General features: G+C 54.3%; 20 protein-coding genes. 15 read left to right on the top strand and 5 right to left on the bottom strand.

Going from position 1 to position 22,073, the window contains the following annotated elements; translation table 11 throughout:
- The first annotated feature begins 64 nt into the window (after window positions 1-64).
- A complete protein-coding gene (locus tag HNEAP_RS06300; RefSeq protein WP_419185607.1) occupies window positions 65-574 on the top strand; it encodes a peroxiredoxin in 510 nt (169 codons plus the stop codon).
- A 28-nt stretch (window positions 575-602) separates the two neighbouring features.
- On the opposite strand, the gene HNEAP_RS06295 is transcribed toward HNEAP_RS06300, so the two are convergent.
- Window positions 603-842 carry a zinc ribbon domain-containing protein YjdM gene (locus HNEAP_RS06295; protein ID WP_012824124.1) on the bottom strand — a complete coding sequence of 80 codons (240 nt, stop codon included), beginning with the start codon at window positions 840-842 and terminating at the stop codon, window positions 603-605.
- Between the two features lie 62 nt (window positions 843-904).
- Between HNEAP_RS06295 and HNEAP_RS06290 the strand changes: the two genes are divergently transcribed.
- The 3 genes from HNEAP_RS06290 (at window position 905) to HNEAP_RS06280 (ending at window position 2,863) form a co-directional block, all read left to right on the top strand.
- Window positions 905-1,867: a sigma-54 interaction domain-containing protein gene (locus tag HNEAP_RS06290; RefSeq protein WP_012824123.1), complete on the top strand. Its 963-nt coding sequence runs from the start codon at window positions 905-907 to the stop codon at window positions 1,865-1,867.
- 240 nt (window positions 1,868-2,107) lie between these two features.
- Window positions 2,108-2,479, top strand: a complete 372-nt coding sequence (gene gcvH / locus HNEAP_RS06285) for a glycine cleavage system protein GcvH (protein WP_012824122.1) — start codon at window positions 2,108-2,110, stop codon at window positions 2,477-2,479.
- 9 nt (window positions 2,480-2,488) lie between these two features.
- Window positions 2,489-2,863: a diacylglycerol kinase gene (locus HNEAP_RS06280; protein ID WP_012824121.1), complete on the top strand. Its 375-nt coding sequence runs from the start codon at window positions 2,489-2,491 to the stop codon at window positions 2,861-2,863.
- Window positions 2,864-2,885: 22 nt separating this feature from the next.
- Here the strand turns inward: HNEAP_RS06280 and mreD are convergent, their stop codons facing one another.
- From mreD to HNEAP_RS06265, 3 genes are read right to left on the bottom strand one after another with little or no spacing between them, the layout of a single operon-like run.
- The gene (mreD, locus tag HNEAP_RS06275; protein ID WP_012824120.1) at window positions 2,886-3,353 is read right to left on the bottom strand and encodes a rod shape-determining protein MreD; all 468 of its coding nucleotides are present in this window, start codon (window positions 3,351-3,353) and stop codon (window positions 2,886-2,888) included.
- Window positions 3,343-4,344, bottom strand: coding sequence for a rod shape-determining protein MreC (mreC, locus tag HNEAP_RS06270; protein ID WP_012824119.1), 1,002 nt, complete (start codon window positions 4,342-4,344; stop codon window positions 3,343-3,345). Before mreC ends, mreD begins: the two co-directional genes overlap by 11 nt.
- Window positions 4,345-4,359: 15 nt before the next feature.
- On the bottom strand, window positions 4,360-5,397 hold the full coding sequence (locus HNEAP_RS06265) for a rod shape-determining protein (RefSeq protein WP_012824118.1): 1,038 nt from the start codon (window positions 5,395-5,397) through the stop codon (window positions 4,360-4,362).
- Between the two features lie 604 nt (window positions 5,398-6,001).
- Between HNEAP_RS06265 and gatC the strand changes: the two genes are divergently transcribed.
- The 11 genes from gatC to HNEAP_RS06210 all read left to right on the top strand — a co-directional run bounded on the left by gatC (window position 6,002) and on the right by HNEAP_RS06210 (window position 20,510).
- Window positions 6,002-6,289, top strand: a complete 288-nt coding sequence (gatC, locus tag HNEAP_RS06260; protein WP_012824117.1) for an Asp-tRNA(Asn)/Glu-tRNA(Gln) amidotransferase subunit GatC — start codon at window positions 6,002-6,004, stop codon at window positions 6,287-6,289.
- 125 nt (window positions 6,290-6,414) lie between these two features.
- Window positions 6,415-7,887, top strand: a complete 1,473-nt coding sequence (gene gatA, locus HNEAP_RS06255) for an Asp-tRNA(Asn)/Glu-tRNA(Gln) amidotransferase subunit GatA (protein WP_012824115.1) — start codon at window positions 6,415-6,417, stop codon at window positions 7,885-7,887.
- Complete coding sequence (gene gatB, locus HNEAP_RS06250) at window positions 7,884-9,362, top strand: Asp-tRNA(Asn)/Glu-tRNA(Gln) amidotransferase subunit GatB (RefSeq protein ID WP_012824114.1); 1,479 nt, start codon at window positions 7,884-7,886, stop codon at window positions 9,360-9,362. The genes gatA and gatB overlap by 4 nt, the downstream gene beginning before the upstream one ends.
- Complete coding sequence (gene hslO, locus HNEAP_RS06245) at window positions 9,359-10,312, top strand: Hsp33 family molecular chaperone HslO (RefSeq protein WP_012824113.1); 954 nt, start codon at window positions 9,359-9,361, stop codon at window positions 10,310-10,312. Before gatB ends, hslO begins: the two co-directional genes overlap by 4 nt.
- A gap of 9 nt (window positions 10,313-10,321) precedes the next feature.
- On the top strand, window positions 10,322-13,531 hold the full coding sequence (locus tag HNEAP_RS06240) for a phosphorylase b kinase regulatory subunit alpha/beta (RefSeq protein ID WP_012824112.1): 3,210 nt from the start codon (window positions 10,322-10,324) through the stop codon (window positions 13,529-13,531).
- A complete protein-coding gene (glk, locus tag HNEAP_RS06235) occupies window positions 13,528-14,544 on the top strand; it encodes a glucokinase (RefSeq protein ID WP_012824111.1) in 1,017 nt (338 codons plus the stop codon). Before HNEAP_RS06240 ends, glk begins: the two co-directional genes overlap by 4 nt.
- Window positions 14,544-15,194: a thiamine phosphate synthase gene (gene thiE, locus HNEAP_RS06230; protein WP_012824110.1), complete on the top strand. Its 651-nt coding sequence runs from the start codon at window positions 14,544-14,546 to the stop codon at window positions 15,192-15,194. Before glk ends, thiE begins: the two co-directional genes overlap by 1 nt.
- A gap of 185 nt (window positions 15,195-15,379) precedes the next feature.
- Entirely contained in the window at window positions 15,380-16,660 is a 1,281-nt protein-coding gene (hemL, locus tag HNEAP_RS06225; protein ID WP_012824109.1) for a glutamate-1-semialdehyde 2,1-aminomutase, read from the top strand.
- Window positions 16,661-16,699: 39 nt separating this feature from the next.
- Complete coding sequence (gene glmS, locus HNEAP_RS06220; protein ID WP_012824108.1) at window positions 16,700-18,541, top strand: glutamine--fructose-6-phosphate transaminase (isomerizing); 1,842 nt, start codon at window positions 16,700-16,702, stop codon at window positions 18,539-18,541.
- Window positions 18,542-18,563: 22 nt separating this feature from the next.
- A complete protein-coding gene (yjgA, locus tag HNEAP_RS06215) occupies window positions 18,564-19,136 on the top strand; it encodes a ribosome biogenesis factor YjgA (protein ID WP_012824107.1) in 573 nt (190 codons plus the stop codon).
- 27 nt (window positions 19,137-19,163) lie between these two features.
- On the top strand, window positions 19,164-20,510 hold the full coding sequence (locus HNEAP_RS06210; protein ID WP_012824106.1) for a UDP-glucose dehydrogenase family protein: 1,347 nt from the start codon (window positions 19,164-19,166) through the stop codon (window positions 20,508-20,510).
- Window positions 20,511-20,533: 23 nt separating this feature from the next.
- Here the strand turns inward: HNEAP_RS06210 and HNEAP_RS06205 are convergent, their stop codons facing one another.
- Window positions 20,534-22,069 carry a cryptochrome/photolyase family protein gene (locus HNEAP_RS06205; RefSeq protein ID WP_012824105.1) on the bottom strand — a complete coding sequence of 512 codons (1,536 nt, stop codon included), beginning with the start codon at window positions 22,067-22,069 and terminating at the stop codon, window positions 20,534-20,536.
- Window positions 22,070-22,073: the final 4 nt, after the last annotated feature.

The following is a 22,073-nucleotide window of genomic DNA, read 5'->3' as shown; positions in this document are numbered from 1 at the left end:
AGTATCTAGTTAGTTGGGGTGATGAAGGATGAAATCAGGTCTGCTTTTGCTGTCCTCATTGATTATGGTTTTGAGTCTGGCCTGGTCTGGTGCTGTTCTTGCAGCATTAAAGGTCGGCGAGACTGCACCATCGTTTAATTTACCTGACCAAAAAGGAGTCATGCATTCGCTTGCCGATTATCGCGGAAAGTGGTTGGTGCTTTATTTTTATCCCAAGGATGAGACACCGGGTTGTACGACCGAAGCGTGTACCTTCCGCGATGACATTGCCACCATTCAGAGTATGGGCGCCGTGGTAGTTGGCATTAGTGAAGACAGCATCGATAGCCACGCACGATTTGCGAAAAAATACCATCTCCCATTTACCTTGCTTGCAGATGACGATGGCGCGACGGCCCAAGAGTATGATTCGCTGTTTTCCATTCTCGGGATGATGAAATTTGCCAAACGGCATACCTTCATCATCAGTCCGGATGGACGCTTGGCTGCAAAATTCATGGATGTTGATCCAGATGACCACAGTAAAAACGTCATCGCCAAGCTCACGTCTTTGATTAATGGCTCGCCAAAATAGCGAGTCCTCCAGTTTTGTTTTTGATTTGTCAGGACTTTTTGACGAATTCGGATTTGAGGCCCATTGCTCCGATGCCGTCGATCTTGCAATCGATACCGTGGTCGCCTTCGACTAAGCGAATATTCTTAACTTTGGTACCAACCTTGACCACAAGGGATGAGCCCTTGACTTTCAGATCCTTTATAACCGTTACGGTGTCGCCATCGTGCAGCACATTGCCATTCGCATCCTTGATAACAAGGCCGCCATCGAGGTCGTTTTGAGTCATTAGCCAGTAAACTGTCGCGCCACAATGTATAATTTCTTAAACAAAATTGGTGTGGGTATGGCATGAAAGATCATTCTTTGTTCACGCAGATTTGGACTCAATCGCCCGTGTTCGAATCGGTCCTGCGAAGCGTTCAAATTGTCGCTGCGACCGAGGCGACTACCTTGATTCTTGGGGAATCAGGTACCGGCAAGGAACTCGTTGCGCGTGCGTTGCATGACGGTTCCGGGCGTCGGGCTCGACCATACGTCGCAGTCAATTGCGCCAGCTTCTCTGAAGCTTTGGCAGAGTCGCAATTGTTTGGCCATAAGCGGGGCGCGTTCACGGGCGCTCAGTGTGATTATGATGGTCAAATTCGTTCGGCTGATGGCGGGACACTTTTTCTTGATGAAATAGCCGAGTTGAGTTTGCCTGTGCAAGCCAAGTTGCTTCGTTTTCTGGAAACGGGTGAGGTGATGGGGCTGGGTGAATCTCAAAGCCGACGAGTCGATGTTCGTCTTGTGGCTGCGACACACCGGGATTTGCTTCAGATGGTTGAGCAGGGGCTTTTCCGGGCTGATTTATTCTATCGCCTTCAGGTCGTACCCATTGAATTACCCCCACTTAGGATGCGTCAGGGTGATATTGATTGGTTGCTGGCGCGATTCATGAATGAGTTTGCCGAACGGTACACACTGCATATGCCCCGGCTCACCTCAAAGGCGCGTGGTGTGATCAGACGACATCCTTGGCCTGGAAACGTGCGTGAATTGCGTAATATGGCAGAACGCTTGGTTATCCTGCACTCGGGCAAATCTGTTGATGTAGATAACCTCCCACATGAATTGCGTAGTCCTGATTCAAGGGAAAACACCACTCGCCGTTTCCATCTGCCGGAAAATGGCGTTGATCTCGAAGCCATCGAGTCCGATTTGCTGCGTCAAGCGCTGCTGCGAACAGGTGGAAACAAGAGTAGAGCGGCTCGATTATTGAACTTGTCTCGCGACACCTTTCTTTATCGGCTCAAAAAGTTTTCTATTCAGTAGGTATTTTTATCCCGACGGAAAAAAACGCCAATCTTTGGCGTTTTTTTATTGATCGGGCTCGCCCTGAATAAAAATATTTCTTTAATTCATTATTTTGTTATCGAACCTGTGTTTTGATTTATTAATTGGCCGTTGAGCCTGATCAAGGCTTGAGCGGTTGGATAAATTGAATTCACTTAAGACATATGACGTATCGGAACAGTTAGACTGCTCGCCTGATTTATTGATGAGGAAATTGACATGACCGTGCCTATTGATCGCCGTTATGGTCCGACACATGAGTGGTATTTGCTTGAAGACGATCTGCTTGTTCTGGGTGTAACCGAACAGGGACAAGCGTTACTTGGTGATGTCGTGTTCGCCCAATTGCCCGATGTCGGTTCACATGTTCAGCGTGGGCAGGCTTGTGCCACATTGGAATCGGTGAAAGCAGCTTCGGATGTGATCTGCCCGGTTGATGGTGTCGTCATCGCTGTGAATTCGGCACTTTCAGATTCCCCTGAGTTGATCAACGATGATCCGTTCGATACAGGTTGGATTCTCCACATACACCCATCAGGTTCTCCGGATGAGTGGATGTCTCCCGAAGAATATCTGGCACAAGCTGAATAGGAAAGGCTGATGGCATCTGAAAACCTGGGCATCAAACGCATCATGCTGGCCGCCAAATATTCCTGGCAAGGTTTCCGAGTGGCTTATCGCAAGGAAGAGGCGTTCCGGCAGGAAATCTGGCTGGCAATGTTCGCGATTCCTTTGGGGCTCTATCTGGGGCAAACAGGAATCGAAAGGGGAATGCTCGTTGGCTCCATTCTGCTGATTCTGATCGTCGAGCTTTTGAACACGGGTATTGAGAATGTAGTGGACCGCGTCGGTCTGGATCCGCACAAACTATCCGGACGCGCCAAGGACATGGGGTCGGCTGCAGTTTTTCTATCTATAGTGATGGCTGCTGTGATCTGGGCGCTTATTCTGTGGCCTCAGCTGGTTGGTCATTAGGCTGTGTGTCTTTCATGTCTGATCAATATCGTCTGCGGAGCAGGTGAAAAACCATCAAGATAATTGGCCAGGCAACCAGATTGCTCGCTACGCGTACCAGATTGTGCAAAAGCATGGTCAGGTCGGAAATTCCACCCTGCATCCAAAGTGACAACAGCAAGTAGATAGCGCTCAAACCAGCAACGAACAGTGCCTGCTGTACAGGGCCGGTAAAGAAAAGCATCTGCCTTAAACCGAGCACCACGGCCGCGCTTAGGGTGAACAAAAGTGCATTCGCCCCTAGTAATCCTACGCTCGCAACATCCAGAACCAGTCCAGACATCCAGGCGACAATGAGTCCAACCGAATTTGGTTCTCGAATACACCAGTACAGAACGGTCAACAGCAGCCATTGTGGTGAATAGTGCTGATACAGTGGCACACTGGGCTCAACGGTCAGGATGAGAGCCACCAGCAAGCTGAGCGGGATCATCGCCCATTTATTGCGCATGTGGTTTCTCCTGTCCGGATTGAGTCTGAGTCACAGGAGGCGTGCTAAAGCTCGGCGGGAGAAAGTTTGGTGCACGAGGCTCAGTATCTTGGGTCGTGTCTATCAGACGCTGCGAAGGAAGTGACACGACAGAAGCCTGTTCAGCCTTGCTGTTGGGCGGCGGCGGGGCATCCGGTGGATCGGTCAGAACCAATACCTGGCTGATATGATCAAGGTCGGCCACGGGGCGGGCCGTAATGTTGACGAAGGCTTGACTGCGTTCATCCTGAACCTGAGTGACGCGTGCAACGGGATAACCCTGAGGGAACACGCCGTCCAGTCCTGAGGTGGTCAGTAGATCGCCGACTTTGACATTGAATCGTTCGGGAATACGGTTCATGGTCAGGGCTTCGCGTTGATCGGTTCCTTTGACAATGCCAACAAAGCCCGTGTCGCCGACAGCAACAGATAGCGCGTGTCTGCGAGAGTCAACTTCAAGAACGACCGCGCCCGTCAACGAACTTCTTAAAACCTGCCCAATAATTCCTTGGCCATCAATAACGGGTTGGCCCGGTTTGACGCCATCGCGAATACCGCGATTGATCGTGAATGTTCGCTGTTCGGGGTTGTCGTTCACGGCGATCAAACGAGCCAGCAAAACGTTGGGAACTTCTTTGCTCTGACCATGCAGTAGTTTTCTGAGCTCATTCAATTGTGTTTGTAGATCAAAAAACTGCTGCATTTGCCCTTTGAGCAGAAGGTTCTCCTCTTCAAGCGCGCGTATCTTTTTGACCTGTTCTGTTTTGCTTTCAAGAAAAAGGGAAAGATTTGTTCCCCATACGGCGGGCGCATGCACAATACGGGCAATGCCATCGGTCAGGCCGCCAATCCCGCTATTGATGTTTTTGACCCATGAGCTTCCTGCTCGATCCAGCGCCATCAGAAAAACAGACAGCAACACCAAGATTAAAAGCTTGGTAATACCGGGGCGATGTGACTCGAATAAGGTCACGAACGGCTTGGGGCGTTATTCAGCGGCAAACAGCGAGCTGTGGCGCTGATCGATGAGTTCGAGCACCTTGCCGCCGCCGCGCGCAACGCAGGTGAGCGGATCTTCGGCAATCACGACGGGCAAACCGGTTTCTTCGCGGATCAGTTTGTCGATATCGCGAAGCAGGGCGCCGCCGCCGGTAAGCACGATGCCGCGTTCAGCGATATCCGAACCCAGCTCAGGCGGTGTTTGTTCCAAGGCGGTGCGCACGGCCTGAACGATGCCGTACAGCGGTTCGTTCAGCGCTTCGAGGATTTCATTGCTGTTTAGTGTAAAGCTGCGCGGCACGCCTTCGGCCAGATTGCGCCCCTTGACGTCGATTTCTAGCAGTTCTTTCCCTGGATAGGCAGAACCGATTTCTTTCTTGATTCGTTCCGCAGTGGCTTCACCGATAAGAATGCCGTAGTGACGACGCACGAACGCGATGATGCTTTCGTCGAATTTGTCTCCGCCAATACGCACCGATGAGGAGTACACAATGCCGTCGAGTGAAATCACACCGACTTCCGATGTGCCACCGCCAATGTCGACCACCATGGAGCCTCGTGGCTCATCTACATTGATGCCGGCACCAATCGCGGCGGCCATGGGTTCTTCGATGATATATGCCTTTCGAGCCCCCGCGCTCAGCACGGATTCACGAATAGCGCGGCGTTCCACCTGGGTTGCACCGACAGGCACGCAGACCAATACACGAGGGCTCGGGCGAAACCAGTGGCTGGAATGCACCTTCTTGATGAAATGCTGGAGCATTTTTTCGGTCACGTGGAAGTCTGCGATTACGCCATCGCGCAATGGGCGGACCGCCTGAATGGATTTGGGCGTGCGTCCGACCATTTGCTTGGCTTCGAGACCATACGCCTGGATGGCGGTTTGGCCGCCATCGTTTCTCAGAGCCACGACCGACGGCTCATCCAGCACAATTCCGCGACCGCTGACGTAAATCAGGGTATTGGCCGTACCCAAATCGATGGAGAGGTCAGTTGAGAAAATGCCGCGGAAACGTTTGAGCATAAAATATACCGGTATAACTATATTAATAAGGTCGGAGTAATGGACGATTCATTGTCGTTCAAGGGATTGATTATCAATTGCTTTTGCCTGTGGGGAGTGGCGTAAAATAATCGACTGGTCCCTTGTTTATTTTTAAAACCGTTTCGTCTGCATGACATCCGTGTAAAAAGAGGCAATACAATACCAATCTGTGTATTGTCCAGCAAGCCATCATGTGGCTATTTGCGCCAAATTTGTGCTTGATTTGCCTGAACTGGTTCTGTTTCGGTCCTTACTGAGGATGCTGAAAAGCTCATCCATGAGTTTTTCATCCCCACCGAATCCGGTACGCCCCCGGATTCGGTGGCGACAAATCAATCACTTGCGTGATTTATTTGCGTGCGGGACATCCATGTCCCGCCTTACCAGGCTGCTGAAATGAGTATTTCAGCAGCCTGGTAATCGCTTGCTCTCGTTGTGTTCAGACGCGCAATTCAATAAATGTACCGGGGATCAACTGCCGTCTTGTGAGCAAAACAGGTTAAAATCAAATCAGCCCGCAGATGTGCCCTTTGCCCGTGTCATGGCGCATGTCCCGATGATGATTTAAGAACAGGAAATTCATATGTCGCTGAACTCATCGCAACTGAAACACGTTGCGCATTTATCACGCATCGCACTTGAAGAGTCGAAAATCCCTGCTTTGGTGCATGATCTCAATGCCATTCTGGCGTTCGCAGAACAACTCAAGGATAGTCGCCTTGATGACTTGGCCCCCATGGCCCACCCGCTCGATCAACAGCAACCGTTGCGTGCGGATGCGGTAACCGAAACCAACCAGCGTGACCAACTCCAAAAAGGAGCGCCCGCCAAAGATCGCGGATTGTTCCTGGTACCCAAAGTCATTGAGTAGATACACGCTATAAGGTGAGTGCGAAACCCAATGGGTGATGCCTTCTCCTTAAGAATCCTCTTCGGTTTGGTGCAGCAAAACTTGCCCGCCCAAGATGTTCTATATTTTTGTATGAGTAATAAATTGTGTCTGATTATTTGCAATCGTTAAGTCATTTACGAGCCGGTCTTGATGCCGGTGCGTTTTCCGCCCGTGAATTGACTCAGTACTATCTTGATCGAATGACTCGTTTTGATGGCGCGCTCAATGCCTTCATCACCCCGACACCTGAACTTGCATTGGCCGCGGCGACCCAGGCCGATCAGCGATTGGCTGCGGGTGAGCGCGGACCATTGCTTGGCATCCCTTACGCCCATAAGGATATTTTCTGCACCGCTGGCGTGCGCACGACCTGTGCCTCCAAAATGCTGGGTGATTGGGTCGCCCCTTACGACGCGACAGTTCATCAGAAACTCAGCACCGCCGGTGCCGTAATGTTAGGCAAGACCAATATGGATGAGTTCGCCATGGGGTCATCCAATGAAAATTCGGCCTTCGGTGCGGTGAAAAATCCCTGGGACCATGCGGCAGTACCGGGCGGGTCCTCCGGGGGTTCGGCCGCCGCAGTCGCTGCTCGGTTGGTTCCCGTGGCGACGGGAACGGATACGGGCGGTTCTATTCGTCAGCCAGCGGCATATTGTGGTATCACCGGCATCAAGCCGACCTATGGCCGAGTTTCTCGTTTTGGAATGATTGCGTATGCCTCAAGTTTGGATCAAGGCGGGGTGCTGGCCGGTTCTGCCGAAGATTGCGCGCTGATGCTGCAAGCCATGGCGGGGCATGATCCGCGCGACTCCACTTCGGCGAACCAGCCCGTGCCAGATTATGTGACCGAGCTCGATCAACCGCTGGTCGGATTGCGTTTGGGTGTGCCAAGACAGTGGTTTACCGCCGGGTTGGATTCGGTCGTCGCGGCACGCATCGAGACAGCGATTGCCGAACTCGAATCCATGGGCGCGCAGCGGGTTGATATCGACCTGCCGGATGCGGAACTGGCACTGGCTGCTTATTACCTGATTGCCCCCGCGGAGGCATCTTCGAACCTCTCGCGTTTCGATGGCGTGCGTTTTGGGTACCGTTGTGCCGAGCCACGTGATCTGAATGACCTTTATGAACGAAGCCGTTCGGAAGGTTTTGGTGAAGAAGTACAGCGTCGGATCTTGATTGGCACCTATGCGCTGTCCGCAGGCTATTACGATGCGTTTTATGGTCGAGCACAGAAGGCTCGGCGACAGATTGCGGCCAATTTTGAAGCCGCATTCAGAGACTGTGATGTAATTGCAGGCCCAGTCGCACCCACGGTGGCATTCGACCTAGGTGCGCACGTGAGCGATCCGGCCACCATGTACCTCGAAGATATCTATACCATCCCGGTCAATCTGGCCGGCCTGCCGGGCATGTCCGTACCTGTCGGGTTTTCCGGCAGCCGCCCTGTCGGCATGCAGTTGATCGGTTCTCCTTTCACAGAAGGGCGATTGCTGGCCGTAGCGCATCAGTATCAGCAACGAACGGATTGGCATCAACAGATTCCTGCCGCCTATCGGGAGGGTGCAGCATGAGCAGCATGAACGGATGGGAAACGGTTATCGGGCTTGAGATTCACGCGCAACTGGCCACGAAATCGAAAATATTTTCCGGCGCGTCGACTGCCTTCGGTGCCGAACCGAATGTGCAGGCTTGTGCGGTCGATCTGGGCTTGCCGGGTGTTTTGCCCGTACTGAATGCCGAAGCGGTGCACATGGCAGCGTTATTTGGCTTGGCGATCGGTGCGCATGTGGCGCCGGTATCGACGTTTGATCGCAAGAATTATTTCTACCCGGATTTGCCCAAGGGCTATCAGATCAGTCAGCTGGCACAGCCGATTGTCAGCGGCGGCTCGGTCACAATCACTACCGGTGAGGGCGAAAAGGCCGTCAACAAGACGATCAATCTAACCCGCGCGCATCTAGAAGAAGATGCGGGCAAGAGCCTGCATGAGGATTTTGCGGGCATGACCGGTATCGACTTGAATCGTGCGGGCACGCCGTTGATCGAAATCGTCTCCGAGCCGGAAATGCGTTCCTCGGCCGAAGCGGTGGCCTATGCCCGCAAGGTCCATGCGATTGTGCAATATCTCGGGATTTGTGACGGCAACATGCAGGAAGGCTCGTTCCGCGTGGATGCCAATGTTTCCGTTCGCCCGAAAGGTGAAACGAAGCTGGGTACGCGCACGGAAATCAAGAACGTGAACTCCTTCCGCTTCCTTGAGCGGGCGATCGATTACGAGATCACCCGTCAGATCGAATTGATCGAAGATGGTGGTACGGTGCAGCAGCAAACACGGCTGTACGATCCGGATAAGGATGAGACTCGCATGATGCGTACCAAGGAAGCGGCGGACGATTATCGCTATTTCCCCGATCCGGACTTACTGCCCGTTGTGATCGACCAGGCTCTGTTGGCCGAATGGAAGGCCAGCCTGCCGGAACTGCCGGATGCCAAGGCCGCCCGATACCAAAGCGACTATGGCCTCTCACCCTATGATGCCGGCGTGCTCACCAGCGCGCGGGCGATTGCGACGTACTTCGAGCAGACGCTGAATAGCATGGGTGCCGCCGCCGATGCCAAACTCTGTGCCAACTGGGTGACCGGTGCATTGGCCGCCCAGCTCAATAAAGCGAACCTTGGGATTGAACAAAGCCCGGTATCGTCCGATGCATTGGCCGGGCTCTTGTTGCGTGTGGCAGACAATACGTTGTCGAACAAGCTCGCTAAGGAAGTCTTCGATGCCATGTGGGCGGGTGAGGGCGATGCCGATTCGATTATCGACGCACGGGGCTTGAAGCAGATTACCGACAGTTCGGCGATCGAAGCCATGGTTGACGAGATATTGGCAGCAAACCCGGGCAAGGTTGCCGAATACCGCAGTGGCAAGGACAAACTGTTTGGGTTCTTCGTCGGTCAGGTGATGAAGGCCGCCCAAGGCAAGGCGAATCCCCAACAGCTCAATGAGGTGCTCAAAGCACGGCTGGGTCCTTCGGAGGGTTCTTCATGAGTGAATCCCTGCCTGAGCGTTCGATTCTGACGGCCGACCAGCTTTATCGCTTCGGTCTTGCCACCGGCAAAGTTCGGGGTGTTGCGGTCAGCCTCGACGAGAGCTGGCGAGCTGCTGGCGAACACCATGACTATCCGCCAGCAGTGGCGCAGTTGCTGGGCCAATGTGTCGCCGCTGCCATGACGATGGTGGCCACCTTGAAATTCGATGGCCGACTGATTCTGCAATTTCGCGGTGAAGGCCCCGTTTCCCTGCTGGTGGTTCAGGCGCGTTCGGACCTGAGTTACCGCGTGACGGCACAGTGGTCCGAATCGCTGGTGGGCGACGTGTTGGATCAATCCATCCAGACGCTGTTCGGGGCAGGTCAGCTCGCGTTGACCATCGAACCGGATGAAGGCGTGCGTTACCAATCTCTGGTGCCGATAGAAGGCACACAGATCGCCGAAGCGCTGGAAGGTTATTTCAGGCAATCGGAGCAGTTGCCGACGCGACTCGTGCTCAGTGCCGATTCCGAACGTGCCGTGGGGCTCCTCATCCAGCAAGTGCCGGGCGAGGGTGGCACCCCGATGGTGCGCGCTTCTGCCGCTGACGCTGATTTTGAACACTTGTCGATCATGGCCGATACCTTGCTGACCCCACAGGGGCGCGCGGAATTTCAATCCACGGACATGCCGACCATTCTCCATCGTCTGTTTCATCAGGACGCACTGGTGTTGACCCAACTGTCGGATGTTCGCTTTTTTTGCGGTTGCTCACGCGCGGGTGTCGGTGCCATGCTGCGCTCATTGGGTCGTGAAGAGTTGAACGCCGCACAGCGGGATGGCGACGAGAAGGGTTATGTGGCGGTGCGTTGCGAATTTTGTGGCGCGAACTATCGGTTCGATGCGGTCGATGTGGAGCAATTGTTGCTAGATGATTCGGTTAGTCCACCTGATTCCACACGGCACTAGGAATTCCTCATGAAGCAGACCGTGCACCCGGCAGATCGAATCGCGTATCTCGATGCGTTATTTGAAGAAGTCCGCATCAATATCCTGAACCGCCAGCACCCGATCAGCGGGCTGTTGCCAGCCAGTACGGCGGTCAATGCGCATGGCGATTACACCGATGCCTGGGTGCGGGATAACGTGTACAGCATTCTGGCCGCCTGGGGGTTGGGCATTGCCTATCGTCGCGTCGATAGCGCCGATGCCCGCGCCTATGAATTGGAACAGGCCACCGTCAAAAACATGCGCGGTTTATTGACCGCAATGATGCGCCAATCTGATCGGGTGGAGCGATTCAAGCTTCGTCAGCAACCGACCGACGCATTGCATGCCAAATACGATACCGCCACCGGGCTGGCTGTCGTTGGCGACGATGCCTGGGGGCACCTGCAACTGGACGCCACCTCGCTGTTTGTACTCATGCTGGTGCAAATGACGCTCAGCGGTTTGAAAATCATTGCGACACGCGATGAAGTCAATTTTATCCAGAATCTGGTCTGGTACCTATCGCGTGCCTACGCTACACCGGATTTCGGTATCTGGGAACGGGGCAATAAGATCAATCACGGTCAGCGTGAATTGAATGCCAGTTCGCTCGGCATGGTGCTGGCCGCGCTTGAAGCGGTGCACGGATTTGACCTGTTCGGCGGTGATGGCGATGACAACAGCCGGGTGTTCGTGCTCGCGGACGACATCGCCCGGACCGAAATGACACTCAATGCCATTTTGCCGCGTGAATCCGGGTCCAAAGAAGTTGATGCGGCGTTGTTGTCCATTGTGGGTTTTCCTGCATTCGCCATACGTGATCGGCAGAAAGCAGAAGCCGTCGACACTGCCGTGCGTCAGAAACTGACCGGCCGGTTCGGCTGCAAGCGCTTTCTGCGCGATGGTCATCAAACCGTTCTGGAAGACGAGTTGAAGCTGCATTACGAACCCGAGGAGCTTGAGACCTTTGCCGGTATCGAATCCGAATGGCCGCTGTTTTTCACCTATCAACTCATCAATCATCTGTTCGCAGGGAACCATGAAGCGGCAGAGGCCACAAACCAGCAGTTGATGCGGGCCGCAGTCGAGCGCGATGGCCTCTGGCTTCTTCCGGAGCTGTATTTTGTTTTGCCCGAAGATATCGAGGAAGAGCGGCGCAATCCCGGCTCGACGGACCGTTCACCCAATGACAACCAACCCCTTGTATGGGCGCAGAGCCTCTGGGTGCTCGGCCGACTGTTGCTCTGCGGCGCGATCGATGTCAGTGATCTTGATCCCATCAACCGTCGGCATCAACTCCGAGGACTGGAAACAACCCGGGCTGTTTCAATTGCACTGATTGCAGAAACACCGGCTGTCGATTCGGCATTGGTGGAAATGGGCTCCGATCAACATACGCTTCTTGGTGAATCGAGGGTGCGAATCGGATCGGTTCGATCGCTGATTGAAAAACTCGTCGATCTGGGTGCGAACGAGCGGCTTGGTCTCAGTGGTCGGCCGCGTCGTCGTATCCTGAGTCTGAGCACTGCCAAAGTGTATGAAATTGAGGGTCAACAATGGCTTATTGTTCCCCAACTCTTTGATACGGATATTTTTTATCTGACTCAGGATCTGGGGATATTAGTCCAGGAACTGCGTTCAACCATTCAGTATCTGCATCAGTTCTGGCAACAACCGGGTCGCCCGATTCTGACCATCATGATCAGCGAATGGATGCTCAAATCTCCCGATTTCGGCGTGTTGCTGAGCTTCCTTCGCGATGAAGTGATGCGTGGCGAGATCTTCGGAGTGCCGGTGCATCTGGATCGAGTAGAGGCTTTGGTTTCTCGCGGTCATCGCATTCGTTTGGCCGGAAGAATGACCGGCTGGGCCGTACGGGCGCAAACGCGCGGTTTGAATCCGAAACTCGAAGCCGAATTACAACGGAGTAAGCGAATAAACTGGACCGCGGATGATTCCGATGCGCGGCTTGTCGAACTGTTGCGCGTTCCCGCTTCGCCTGATGAACGCATGAAAATCGCCCAAGAGCTTGCCAGCCGACATGAGAATCTGGATGTTGCCATCTCTGATCACTCGGGGCATTCCTGGGTACTGCGCGAACTGGTCGAGGATGTGTTTCGTCTTGCACAGCAGGTGCGTGCCTGGGGCGCGATGCGCCGAAGTGCCGAATTGCTGGGTAAGGTTGACGCCTATCTCGACGTGTCATTGATGGATCTGCTGGTCCGGCAGAAACGTTTGGCGGTAGGGCGTTCCTATACCAGCAAGGCGCTGATTTCAGACCCGATATCCAACTTTGAAATTTTAAAACGAATCCGTAAGTTCTGTGGTGATGATCCGCGAGAACGCATTCTCACCCAGGAGTTGATTGTTCACCTCGGTGGGCGTATCCGTGCGGAACCAGATCTGTTCGACAATGTAATCACCCTGCGGATCGGACCTTTGTTGCAAACATTGATTGCCTTGACCGCGCGCGAAAAGAGCATGGCGCCCAGCGCGGCGTTCGATTGGTTGATGGAGCAGCCACCCAGCGTGATCAGTCGCAAATTGCGAGCCGCACTGACATGGCAGGGTGGTCCTTCACGGCTCGAATCGATCCGTCTGGCAGATGGTTCCGTACATTTTGATGGTTTGAAGTTTCAGGCGGCAGATGATCCCGAGTCGACGGCATCCGATTGGTTGCAGTGGCGTATGATCGAGGGGGCGATCGGCCGCCTGCCAGACACGTTCTACAGTGGCGTATGGACGTTGATGGCACACACGCCTGCATTGGTCATCGGCGATCGTTACAATCCGCGCAACACTCTGGACAGCGCATTGCTCCGTAGCCAGTCCACTGCCGGAGAAAAGAATTTTGCCCTGACGGTCGAACATATTCTCAATCGCATTGCTGCACCGGAATACCGTCATCTTGTCATCGAAGCGCTAGAGGCACTGATGTTGGTGACGCAGAAAAATCCCGGCCTGCAATTGCAAGATGCGCTGATTATCGATGTGCTGATTGGCCATGCGGTTCGATTGGCCTGGTGTCGTGGGCAGCAGGGTGATCATCCCCCCTACGACGAGGTACGTGACCAGGCCTGGAGCGCGTTTTATCAGCTACCGCCGCATCAGGTGGCATACTATGTTACCGATGCGCTTGAAACATTGTTGGGTATGGCGGATGCTCCTGAAGTTGGCGTCGAGGAGGTTGACGGATGATTTTAGCTGGCGATATCGGCGGCACGAAGACGTTATTGGCATTGTTTGAGGAAGAGAGTGGGCACATTCTTTTCCAGAAACGCTTCGAGAGTGCATCAGCCGATCGATTCGACACATTGCTTGCTGATTTTCTGGCCGAAGTCGAGCGTTCTGCGCTGGTCAAGGGGGCAATTACGGCCGCGGGCTTCGGTATCGCAGGCCCGGTAACGGGCGAGCCGGGCAGCCAGAAAGTACAGGCCACCAATCTGCCCTGGCACATGGACAGTCGAACGATTTCACAACAACTCGGTGGCGTTCCGGTCGTGTTCGCCAATGATCTGGTCGCGAGCGGCACGGCGGCCATTGCCAGCAAACCCGCGCACCGTGTTGCGCTCAATCCATTCGCGATGGAATCGACGGGACATGCCGCCGTTATTGCCGCTGGCACCGGCCTCGGCGAGGCATTGTTTTATTATGATGGCGTTACACACCATCCCATGCCTACCGAAGGCGGTCACACTGATTTTGCGCCCAATAATGCGCTTGAATCTGAGCTTTGGGCGTATTTGCGCCGCCACCATAACGGACACGTGAGTTACGAACGTATTTTATGCGGGCGTGGTTTTTATCATTTATATGGTTTTGTGCGCGATCAAGAATTAGCGCCGGAGTCACCGCACATGCTTGAAAAATTTGCGCAGGTCAGTGATCCCAGCGCACTGATTACGCAGCAAGCGGTCGCGGGCAGCGACGCCATCAGCGTGCGGGCCTGTCAACTGTTCGCCCGTATTTATGGTGCCGAAGCGGGTAATCTGGCACTTAAATCCTTGCCCTTCGGAGGCGTTTTTGTTGCCGGGGCCATCGCTGGGCACATTCTGCCGTTCTTGCAGCAAGAATTCATGCGTGGATTCCTGGATAAAGGCCGTTTCTCCGAGCTTCTGAAACAAATCCCAGTGTGGGTTGTTAGCGATTCTGAGCTTGCGTTGAAAGGCGCGGCCGTACTCGCGATAAATTTACGCGGACGAAACAACTGATGCGCGCAGAAATATCCATGCATCACCGTTTACGCGGCCTTTATGTCATTACCGATACGGTACAATTCAAACGAGATGACCTCGTGCGTGTTGTGGCCGAAGCGATTGCCGGTGGTGCTCGCATCGTTCAATACCGCGACAAGTCCGACGACTTGGAACGGCGTCTGGCTGAGGCCTCGGCACTTCGGTCATTGACACTCGAACACGAGGTATTGTTTCTGATCAATGATGATCTTGATCTGGCTGAGGCCGTAGCCGCCGACGGCGTGCACTTGGGAAAAGAGGATAGTGCAATCAAAGCAGCCAGAGACCGACTGGGTTCCGAAGCCGTTATCGGTGCATCGTGTTATAACTCATTTGAGCTGGCGCAGGATGCAGTGCGGGCGGGGGCGAATTACGTCGCTTTCGGTGCATTTTTTCCCAGCAGAACCAAGCCTGATGCGGTGGTCGCTTCCATACCGTTATTGATTGAATCCAAGCAGAAATTGGGCGTGCCGATCTGCGCCATCGGTGGCATTACCAGGCAATCGGCACCAGAATTGATCGGCGCGGGTGCCGATATGCTGGCTGTTATTTCCGCCGTATTTTCAGCAACTGATATTCAAGCAGCAGCCCGAGATTTTTCCACGCTATGGCCATCAACTGTTTAATCCTTATAGTTCCGATGGTCTCATACAGCAGAGAAGCTCGAAAAACCCGTCATTCCCGCGTAGGCGGGAATCCAGGGCCTTGATTTTTCTAGGTTCCCGCTTTCGCGGGAACGACGAATCTTGGGTGTTTCGAGGTGCCCGGCAGTCAGATTGTATTGTGGCCAAAATCACCTTAGGAGTTAAGTATGTCGAGTAACGAAAGCCTGTTTACTGCCGCCCAGCAGCACATCCCCGGCGGGGTCAATTCCCCGGTACGTGCCTTCCGGTCCGTTGGCGGTTCGCCCGTGTTTGTCAAGAAGGCGGCGGGTGCTTATTTCTGGGACGAGAACGACAAGCGATATATCGATTATGTCGGTTCGTGGGGACCGATGATCCTCGGGCATGCACATCCTGCCGTGATTGAAGCGGTTCGTGCCGCAGCGCTCAATGGCTTGTCCTACGGTGCACCGACCGTGGCCGAGACGCATATGGCAGACAAGATCTGCGAAATCATGCCGTCGATCGAAATGGTGCGACTGACTTCTTCCGGTACCGAAGCGACCATGAGTGCCATTCGCTTGGCCCGAGGATTCACCGGACGTGATCGAATCGTGAAATTCGAGGGCAATTATCACGGTCATTCCGATTCACTGCTGGTAAAAGCCGGTTCCGGTGCGCTCACGTTTGGTGTGCCCAGTTCGCCCGGTGTGCCCAAGGCGCTGGCAGAGCTGACGATCACGCTTGAATACAACAACATCGAGCAGGTGCGTGAAACGTTTGCCGAGATGGGTGATGACATCGCCGCGATCATCGTCGAACCGGTGGCCGGCAACATGAACTGCATCCCGCCCGTGCCGGGTTTCCTCGAAGGCTTGCGTGCCGTATGCGATGAATATGGCACCGTGCTGATTTTCGATGAAGTGATGACGGGCTTTCGCGTTGCGCTGGGCGGCGTTCAATCAAAGTACAACATCACTCCGGATCTCACGACTTTAGGTAAAATTATCGGCGGTGGTATGCCGGTGGGTGCATTTGGCGGCAAGCGCGAGATTATGTCGCACATCTCACCGCTCGGCCCGGTTTATCAGGCGGGTACGCTATCCGGTAATCCGGTTGCAATGGCTGCCGGGCTCGTCACGCTCGAGTTGCTGCAGGAAGCTGGGTTCCACGAGCGTCTGACGGCCAAGACAACGATGCTGTGTGAGGGTTTGAACAAGGCCGCAGCGGCGGCAAGTGTGCCTGTTATCACGCAACAAGCGGGCGGGATGTTCGGTCTGTTTTTCACGCAGGAAAAATCAGTGACGAGTTTTGCCGCGGCAACACGCTGTGATACGGACGCTTTCAATCGGTTTTTCCACGGTATGTTGGACGCGGGCGTGTATTTCGCGCCTTCAGCCTATGAAGCCGGGTTTGTTTCGCAGGCACATACCGAGGCGGATATCGAAGAAACGATTCACCAGGCCGAACGGGTTTTGCGTGCGCTGTAATTCATTGTTTTCCTGTTTTTTTCTTATCTGGAACTGACTATGTGCGGAATCGTGGCAGCCGTTGCCCAACGACCGGTTTGGCCTATCCTCATCGAAGGGTTGCGCCGTCTTGAATATCGTGGGTACGACTCGGCAGGTCTTGCCGTGCTTGATCCGGCTGGTGGGTTGAGTTCGGCGCGTGCAGTTGGCAAGGTTCAGGCCTTGTGCGATCAGATCGGTGAGGAAGGGCTTGCCGGTTTCTCAGGCATTGCGCACACGCGTTGGGCAACACATGGCGTTCCAGCCGAACGAAATGCCCACCCGCATATCGCATCAAAGCGTGTGGCTGTGGTGCATAACGGCATCATAGAAAATCATGCTGCCTTGCGTGAACAGATGGTGGCAGAAGGTCGGATATTCAGCTCAGATACAGATACTGAAGTGATCGCCCATTTGCTCGATCACTACCTTGTGGCAGGACAAACACCGCAAAAGGCTTTTGAGCTGACGCTTGATCGGTTGCATGGCGCCTTTGCGCTCGCGATCCTGATCAAAGATGTACCGAACCAGATATTCGTGGCGCGCCAAGGCAGCCCGCTGGTTATCGGTGTCGGGATTGGTGAACTGTTCGCAGCTTCAGATGCTCTGGCACTTTTGCCGGTGACGCAGCGATTTATTTATCTGTGCGAAGGCGACCGGGCGATTCTTTCCTGTGATCATCTCGAAGTGACTGATCGCACGGGGCAGATTGTCGCGCGTGCCATTGTGGAATCCGCGCAGCGGGCAGACAGCGCGGGGCGTGGTGGCTATAAGCATTTCATGCTCAAGGAAATCCACGAGCAGCCGCGCGCTATTGCCGATACACTTGAAGGCCGAATCAGTGAAGGGCGGGTTCTTCCTGCCGCGTTCGGCGTGAATGCCGAAGCCGTGTTCAAAACAATCAAACGCATCCAGATTGTCGCCTGCGGGACGAGTTACCACGCGGGCATGGTGGCGCGTTACTGGTTTGAAGATATTCTTCGGTTACCCGCCGCAGTTGAGGTTTCTTCAGAATTTCATTACCGCAATCCCGTCTTGGAAGAGGGAACGTTACTGGTCATGCTCTCGCAGTCCGGCGAAACGGCGGACACCTTGGCCGCTTTGCGCATGGTACGGGTACGCAGTCCTCAAATGCCCATTCTGGCAATATGCAATGCGCCGGAGTCATCTCTGGTACGTGAATCCGATCTCGTCTTGATGACGCATGCCGGCCCGGAAATCTCGGTCGCGTCAACCAAGGCTTTTTCGACCCAGCTCGTTGCGCTGGCCTTGCTGATGCTTTCCATCGGACGTATCAGGGCTATCCTGAGCGAGCAGGACGAACGTCGGATCGTGGCTGGTCTTGAGAAAATCCCAAATCTTGCCCGTGATGCCCTGCAACACGATGAGGCCATCATGGCCTTGGCCGAGCGATTGGTCGATAAGCAGCATGCGCTTTTCCTGGGGCGTGGCGTGATGTTCCCAATCGCGCTGGAAGGTGCGTTGAAGCTTAAGGAAATCAGTTATATACACGCGGAAGGTTATCCGGCGGGTGAGCTCAAGCACGGTCCGCTGGCGCTGATCGACGAGAATATGCCGGTGATCACCATTGCCCCCCAGAACGACCTGCTTGATAAACTCAAATCGAACATGTCGGAGGTTGCTGCACGGGGCGCGGAGTTGTTCGTATTTGCAGATGAACGATCCGGATTGCGCACAGAAGCGCGCTTGCATGTATTGCCGGTTACATCCCACGTTGGCAGGATATCTGCGCCGATCATTTTCAATTTGCCGCTGCAATTATTGGCTTATCATGTCGCCGTATTGAAAGGCACCGATGTGGATCAGCCACGTAATCTTGCCAAATCGGTCACAGTAGAATGAGTTATTTTCATGGATTTTGTTTATGAGTGATCGTCGGTTTTACGCGGCCAAAAAAACACAGCAACTCGAAGTGCCGGAAGATACCGACTTCGGGCCCAGCAAGACCGAACGCAAGCGCGAAGCCCATGCCGCCCGCGATCTCGGCGCTGAGCTTTGTGCATTGAGTGATGCGCAACTGGCGGCTTTCCCGCTGTCCGATTCGTTGCTGGCGGCCATTGGCGAAGCTCGGAATATCAATGCACACGGCGCCCGCAAACGTCATCTTCAATATATCGGCAAACTCATGCGCCAGCACGATGTGGTTGCCATTGAGGCCGAGTTGAACCGGATCGATCCCGATGCACCGCAAAATATTCGTTTACAGCATGAGAGCGAGCGTTGGCGTACGCGTTTGTTGTCTGATGATGCATCTGCAGTAACGGATTTCATTACACGTTATCCCCAAGTGGATATTCAGGCTTTGCGCCTGTTGTTGCGCCAAGTTGCCAAGGAGCGGGCAGAGCAGAAGCCGCCCCGGTATTTTCGCGAACTGTTTCGTCTGGTGCGGGATACCTTGAGTCAGATGGACGAGCAGGCCGTCGGAAACGATGCCTGAGAAACGATTACAAAGAGACGCTGATAGATGAAGATTACGATTTTTGGCACAGGATATGTGGGGCTGGTTACGGGCGCGTGTCTGGCGGAAGTTGGGCACAACGTTCTGTGTGCCGATGTCGACGAAAGCAAGATCGAGCGCTTGAAGCAGGGAATTATCCCGATTTTTGAGCCGGGGCTCGAAACCATTGTTCGGGATAATTTCAATCAGGGGCGTCTGAATTTCACCACCAATGCGCGTGAGGCGGTCGAATTTGGTGATGTGCAGTTCATCGCCGTCGGCACCCCGCCGGATGAAGATGGTTCTGCTGATTTGCAATATGTTCGTGCAGTGGCACGTTCGATCGGCGAGGCGATGACCTCGACAAAAATTGTCGTCAACAAATCCACAGTCCCAGTCGGAACAGGCGATAAAGTCCAGGCGGAGATCAGTACGGCGCTGGCCGAACGCGGGTTATCTATCGAATTCGACGTCGTATCGAATCCTGAGTTTCTCAAGGAAGGTGCAGCGGTTAATGACTTCATGAAACCTGACCGGATCATCATCGGCACAACAAACCCCGCGAGTGAAAAGCGGATGCGCGAACTGTACGCCCCGTTCAATCGCAACCATGATCGAATGATCGTGATGGATTTACGCTCGGCCGAACTGACAAAATATGCGGCGAATGCGATGCTGGCCACCAAGATCAGCTTCATGAACGAGCTGGCTAATCTCGCTGAACGCCTGGGTGCCGACATCGAACAGGTGCGGATCGGCATCGGTTCTGATCCACGTATCGGCTACCACTTTATCTATCCCGGCTGCGGTTATGGTGGCTCATGCTTTCCCAAGGATGTTCAGGCGCTGCACCGCACCGCCCGTGACGTTGGCTACAACGCCAAACTTCTGGCAGCGGTGGAGTCGGTCAATGATCGGCAGAAAGTCAAATTGTTCGATCTGATCGTGCGCCATTACGGTGGCCAAGATGCACTGGCTGGTAAAACCTTTGCTTTATGGGGCTTGGCATTCAAGCCAAACACCGATGACATGCGCGCCGCGCCATCTCGCGAGGTGATGGCCGCTTTGTGGGGGGCTGGCGCCAAAGTTCAAGCCTTTGATCCGGAAGCCATGGAAGAAACCCAGCGAATCTACGGTCAACGAGATGATCTGCTTTTGTGTGGAACACGTGATTCAGCATTGAAAGGGGCCGACGCCCTGATTGTCTGCACAGAATGGAAGGCGTTCCGTGCGCCGGATTTCGCTTTGATGGCCAGTGCGCTTAAGGAAAAGCTGATTTTCGATGGACGCAATGTCTATGATCCTAATCGATTGGCCGAAGATAATTGGCTTTACTACGGCATTGGTCGTGGCTTGAGTATTTCAGTGCGCTGAATCGAAGTCGACGGATGTCATGTCTAAGGTTTTTGCATCACACCGGCTAAATGAGATTCAGCTTGTGCGCGGATTAACGCCCGTTCTTCCGCCGATTTTCGTTGCAGGTTCTTGACCTGCAGGGCAAGACGGGGGTGCTGGGCAAAACGCTTTTCGTGTCGGTCCAGAAAAGCCCAGTACAGTGTCGTGAACGGGCAGGCCTTTGCACCCACCGCCTCCTTGGGATGGAACGAGCAGTGTGCGCAATAATTGCTCATTCGATCGATATAGCTGCCACTGGCGATATAGGGCTTGGATGCCATGATTCCGCCATCGGCGAATTGGCTCATGCCGATCACATTCGGTATCTCAACCCATTCCACTGCGTCGACGTAGACGGCCAGATACCATTCATGCACAGCCCGAGGTCGAACGCCTGCGAGCAGGCAATATAAACCGGTCACCATCAACCGTTGAATATGATGAGCGTAACCCGTTCGCATGGTCTGACCGATTGTCTGGCTCAGACAGTGGGCCGGTGTGTCGCCCGTCCAGAAAAAATCCGGTAAATCATGCTGGGCGTTCAATGCATTCATGTCGAGCCATTCATCGCCATAATGAGCATAAAGCCCGCGGACATACTCCCGCCAGCCCAGTATCTGCCGGATGAATCCCTCCGCCGCGGCCAACGGCACTTGTCCCTGACGGTATGCCGCCTCTGCGGCACGACAGACGGTAGCCGGATCGATAAGCTTGAGGTTGAGCGCGGCTGAGAGTCTGCTGTGATAAAGCCAAGGCTCATCCGTCCACATCGCATCCTGATAGTGACCGAACAGCGGCAGTCGATGGGTGATGAAATCTTCGAGTGCGGCTTCTACCTGCTCTCGCGTGATCGGCCAGTCGAACCCGTCCAATGCGCCCGGATGCCCCGGAAAATAGCGCGCTACGGTTTCGATGACCTGTTGGGTAATGGCATCGGGCGGAAAGCCCATGGGGGCAGGCAATAGGCCAGGTCCGCGTGTATCGAATGCTGCACGATTCTGTGCATCAAAATTCCACGCGCCCCCGATGGGCTGATCATCCTCCATCAACAGACCAGTCTGCTGGCGAAGCTGGCGGTACCAATACTCCAGTCGCAAAGATTTTCGGCCCTTTGCCCAGTCCGAAAACTGGTTTTCGGTGGCAATGAAATGTCGGTCCGGATAGATTTTCCAGGGCACTTTGTGCTGATCACAGGTCGCTTTCAGTGCATGATTCAGGCGTTCGGCACCAGCCGATACCCATACGACTTGCTGCGGTTGATGCACCACGATGGCCGCGGCAAGGGCATCGGCCAAAGCCCCGTGGGGGGGTGAACCGATCTGGGCGTAATGAACCGTTAAGCCTTCGCTTCTCAGGGCCGCAGCAAAATGCCGCATGGCACTGAAGAACAGGGCAATACGCAGCTTGTGCGACCAGACATGGGCGGCCTCGCCGGTTGCCTCGGCCATGAATACTGCATCCTGGGCGGGATCGAACCCATCGAAAACCGCACTGTTGCGATTAAGTTGATCTCCCAAAATGACAATGAGTTGGCGCACGATT

It is taken from the genome of Halothiobacillus neapolitanus c2, from assembly GCF_000024765.1.
Classification (GTDB): Bacteria; Pseudomonadota; Gammaproteobacteria; order Halothiobacillales; family Halothiobacillaceae; genus Halothiobacillus; species Halothiobacillus neapolitanus.
The sequence above is the reverse complement of the archived record's forward strand: the minus strand, read 5'-3'. Positions and strand labels throughout refer to the sequence as shown.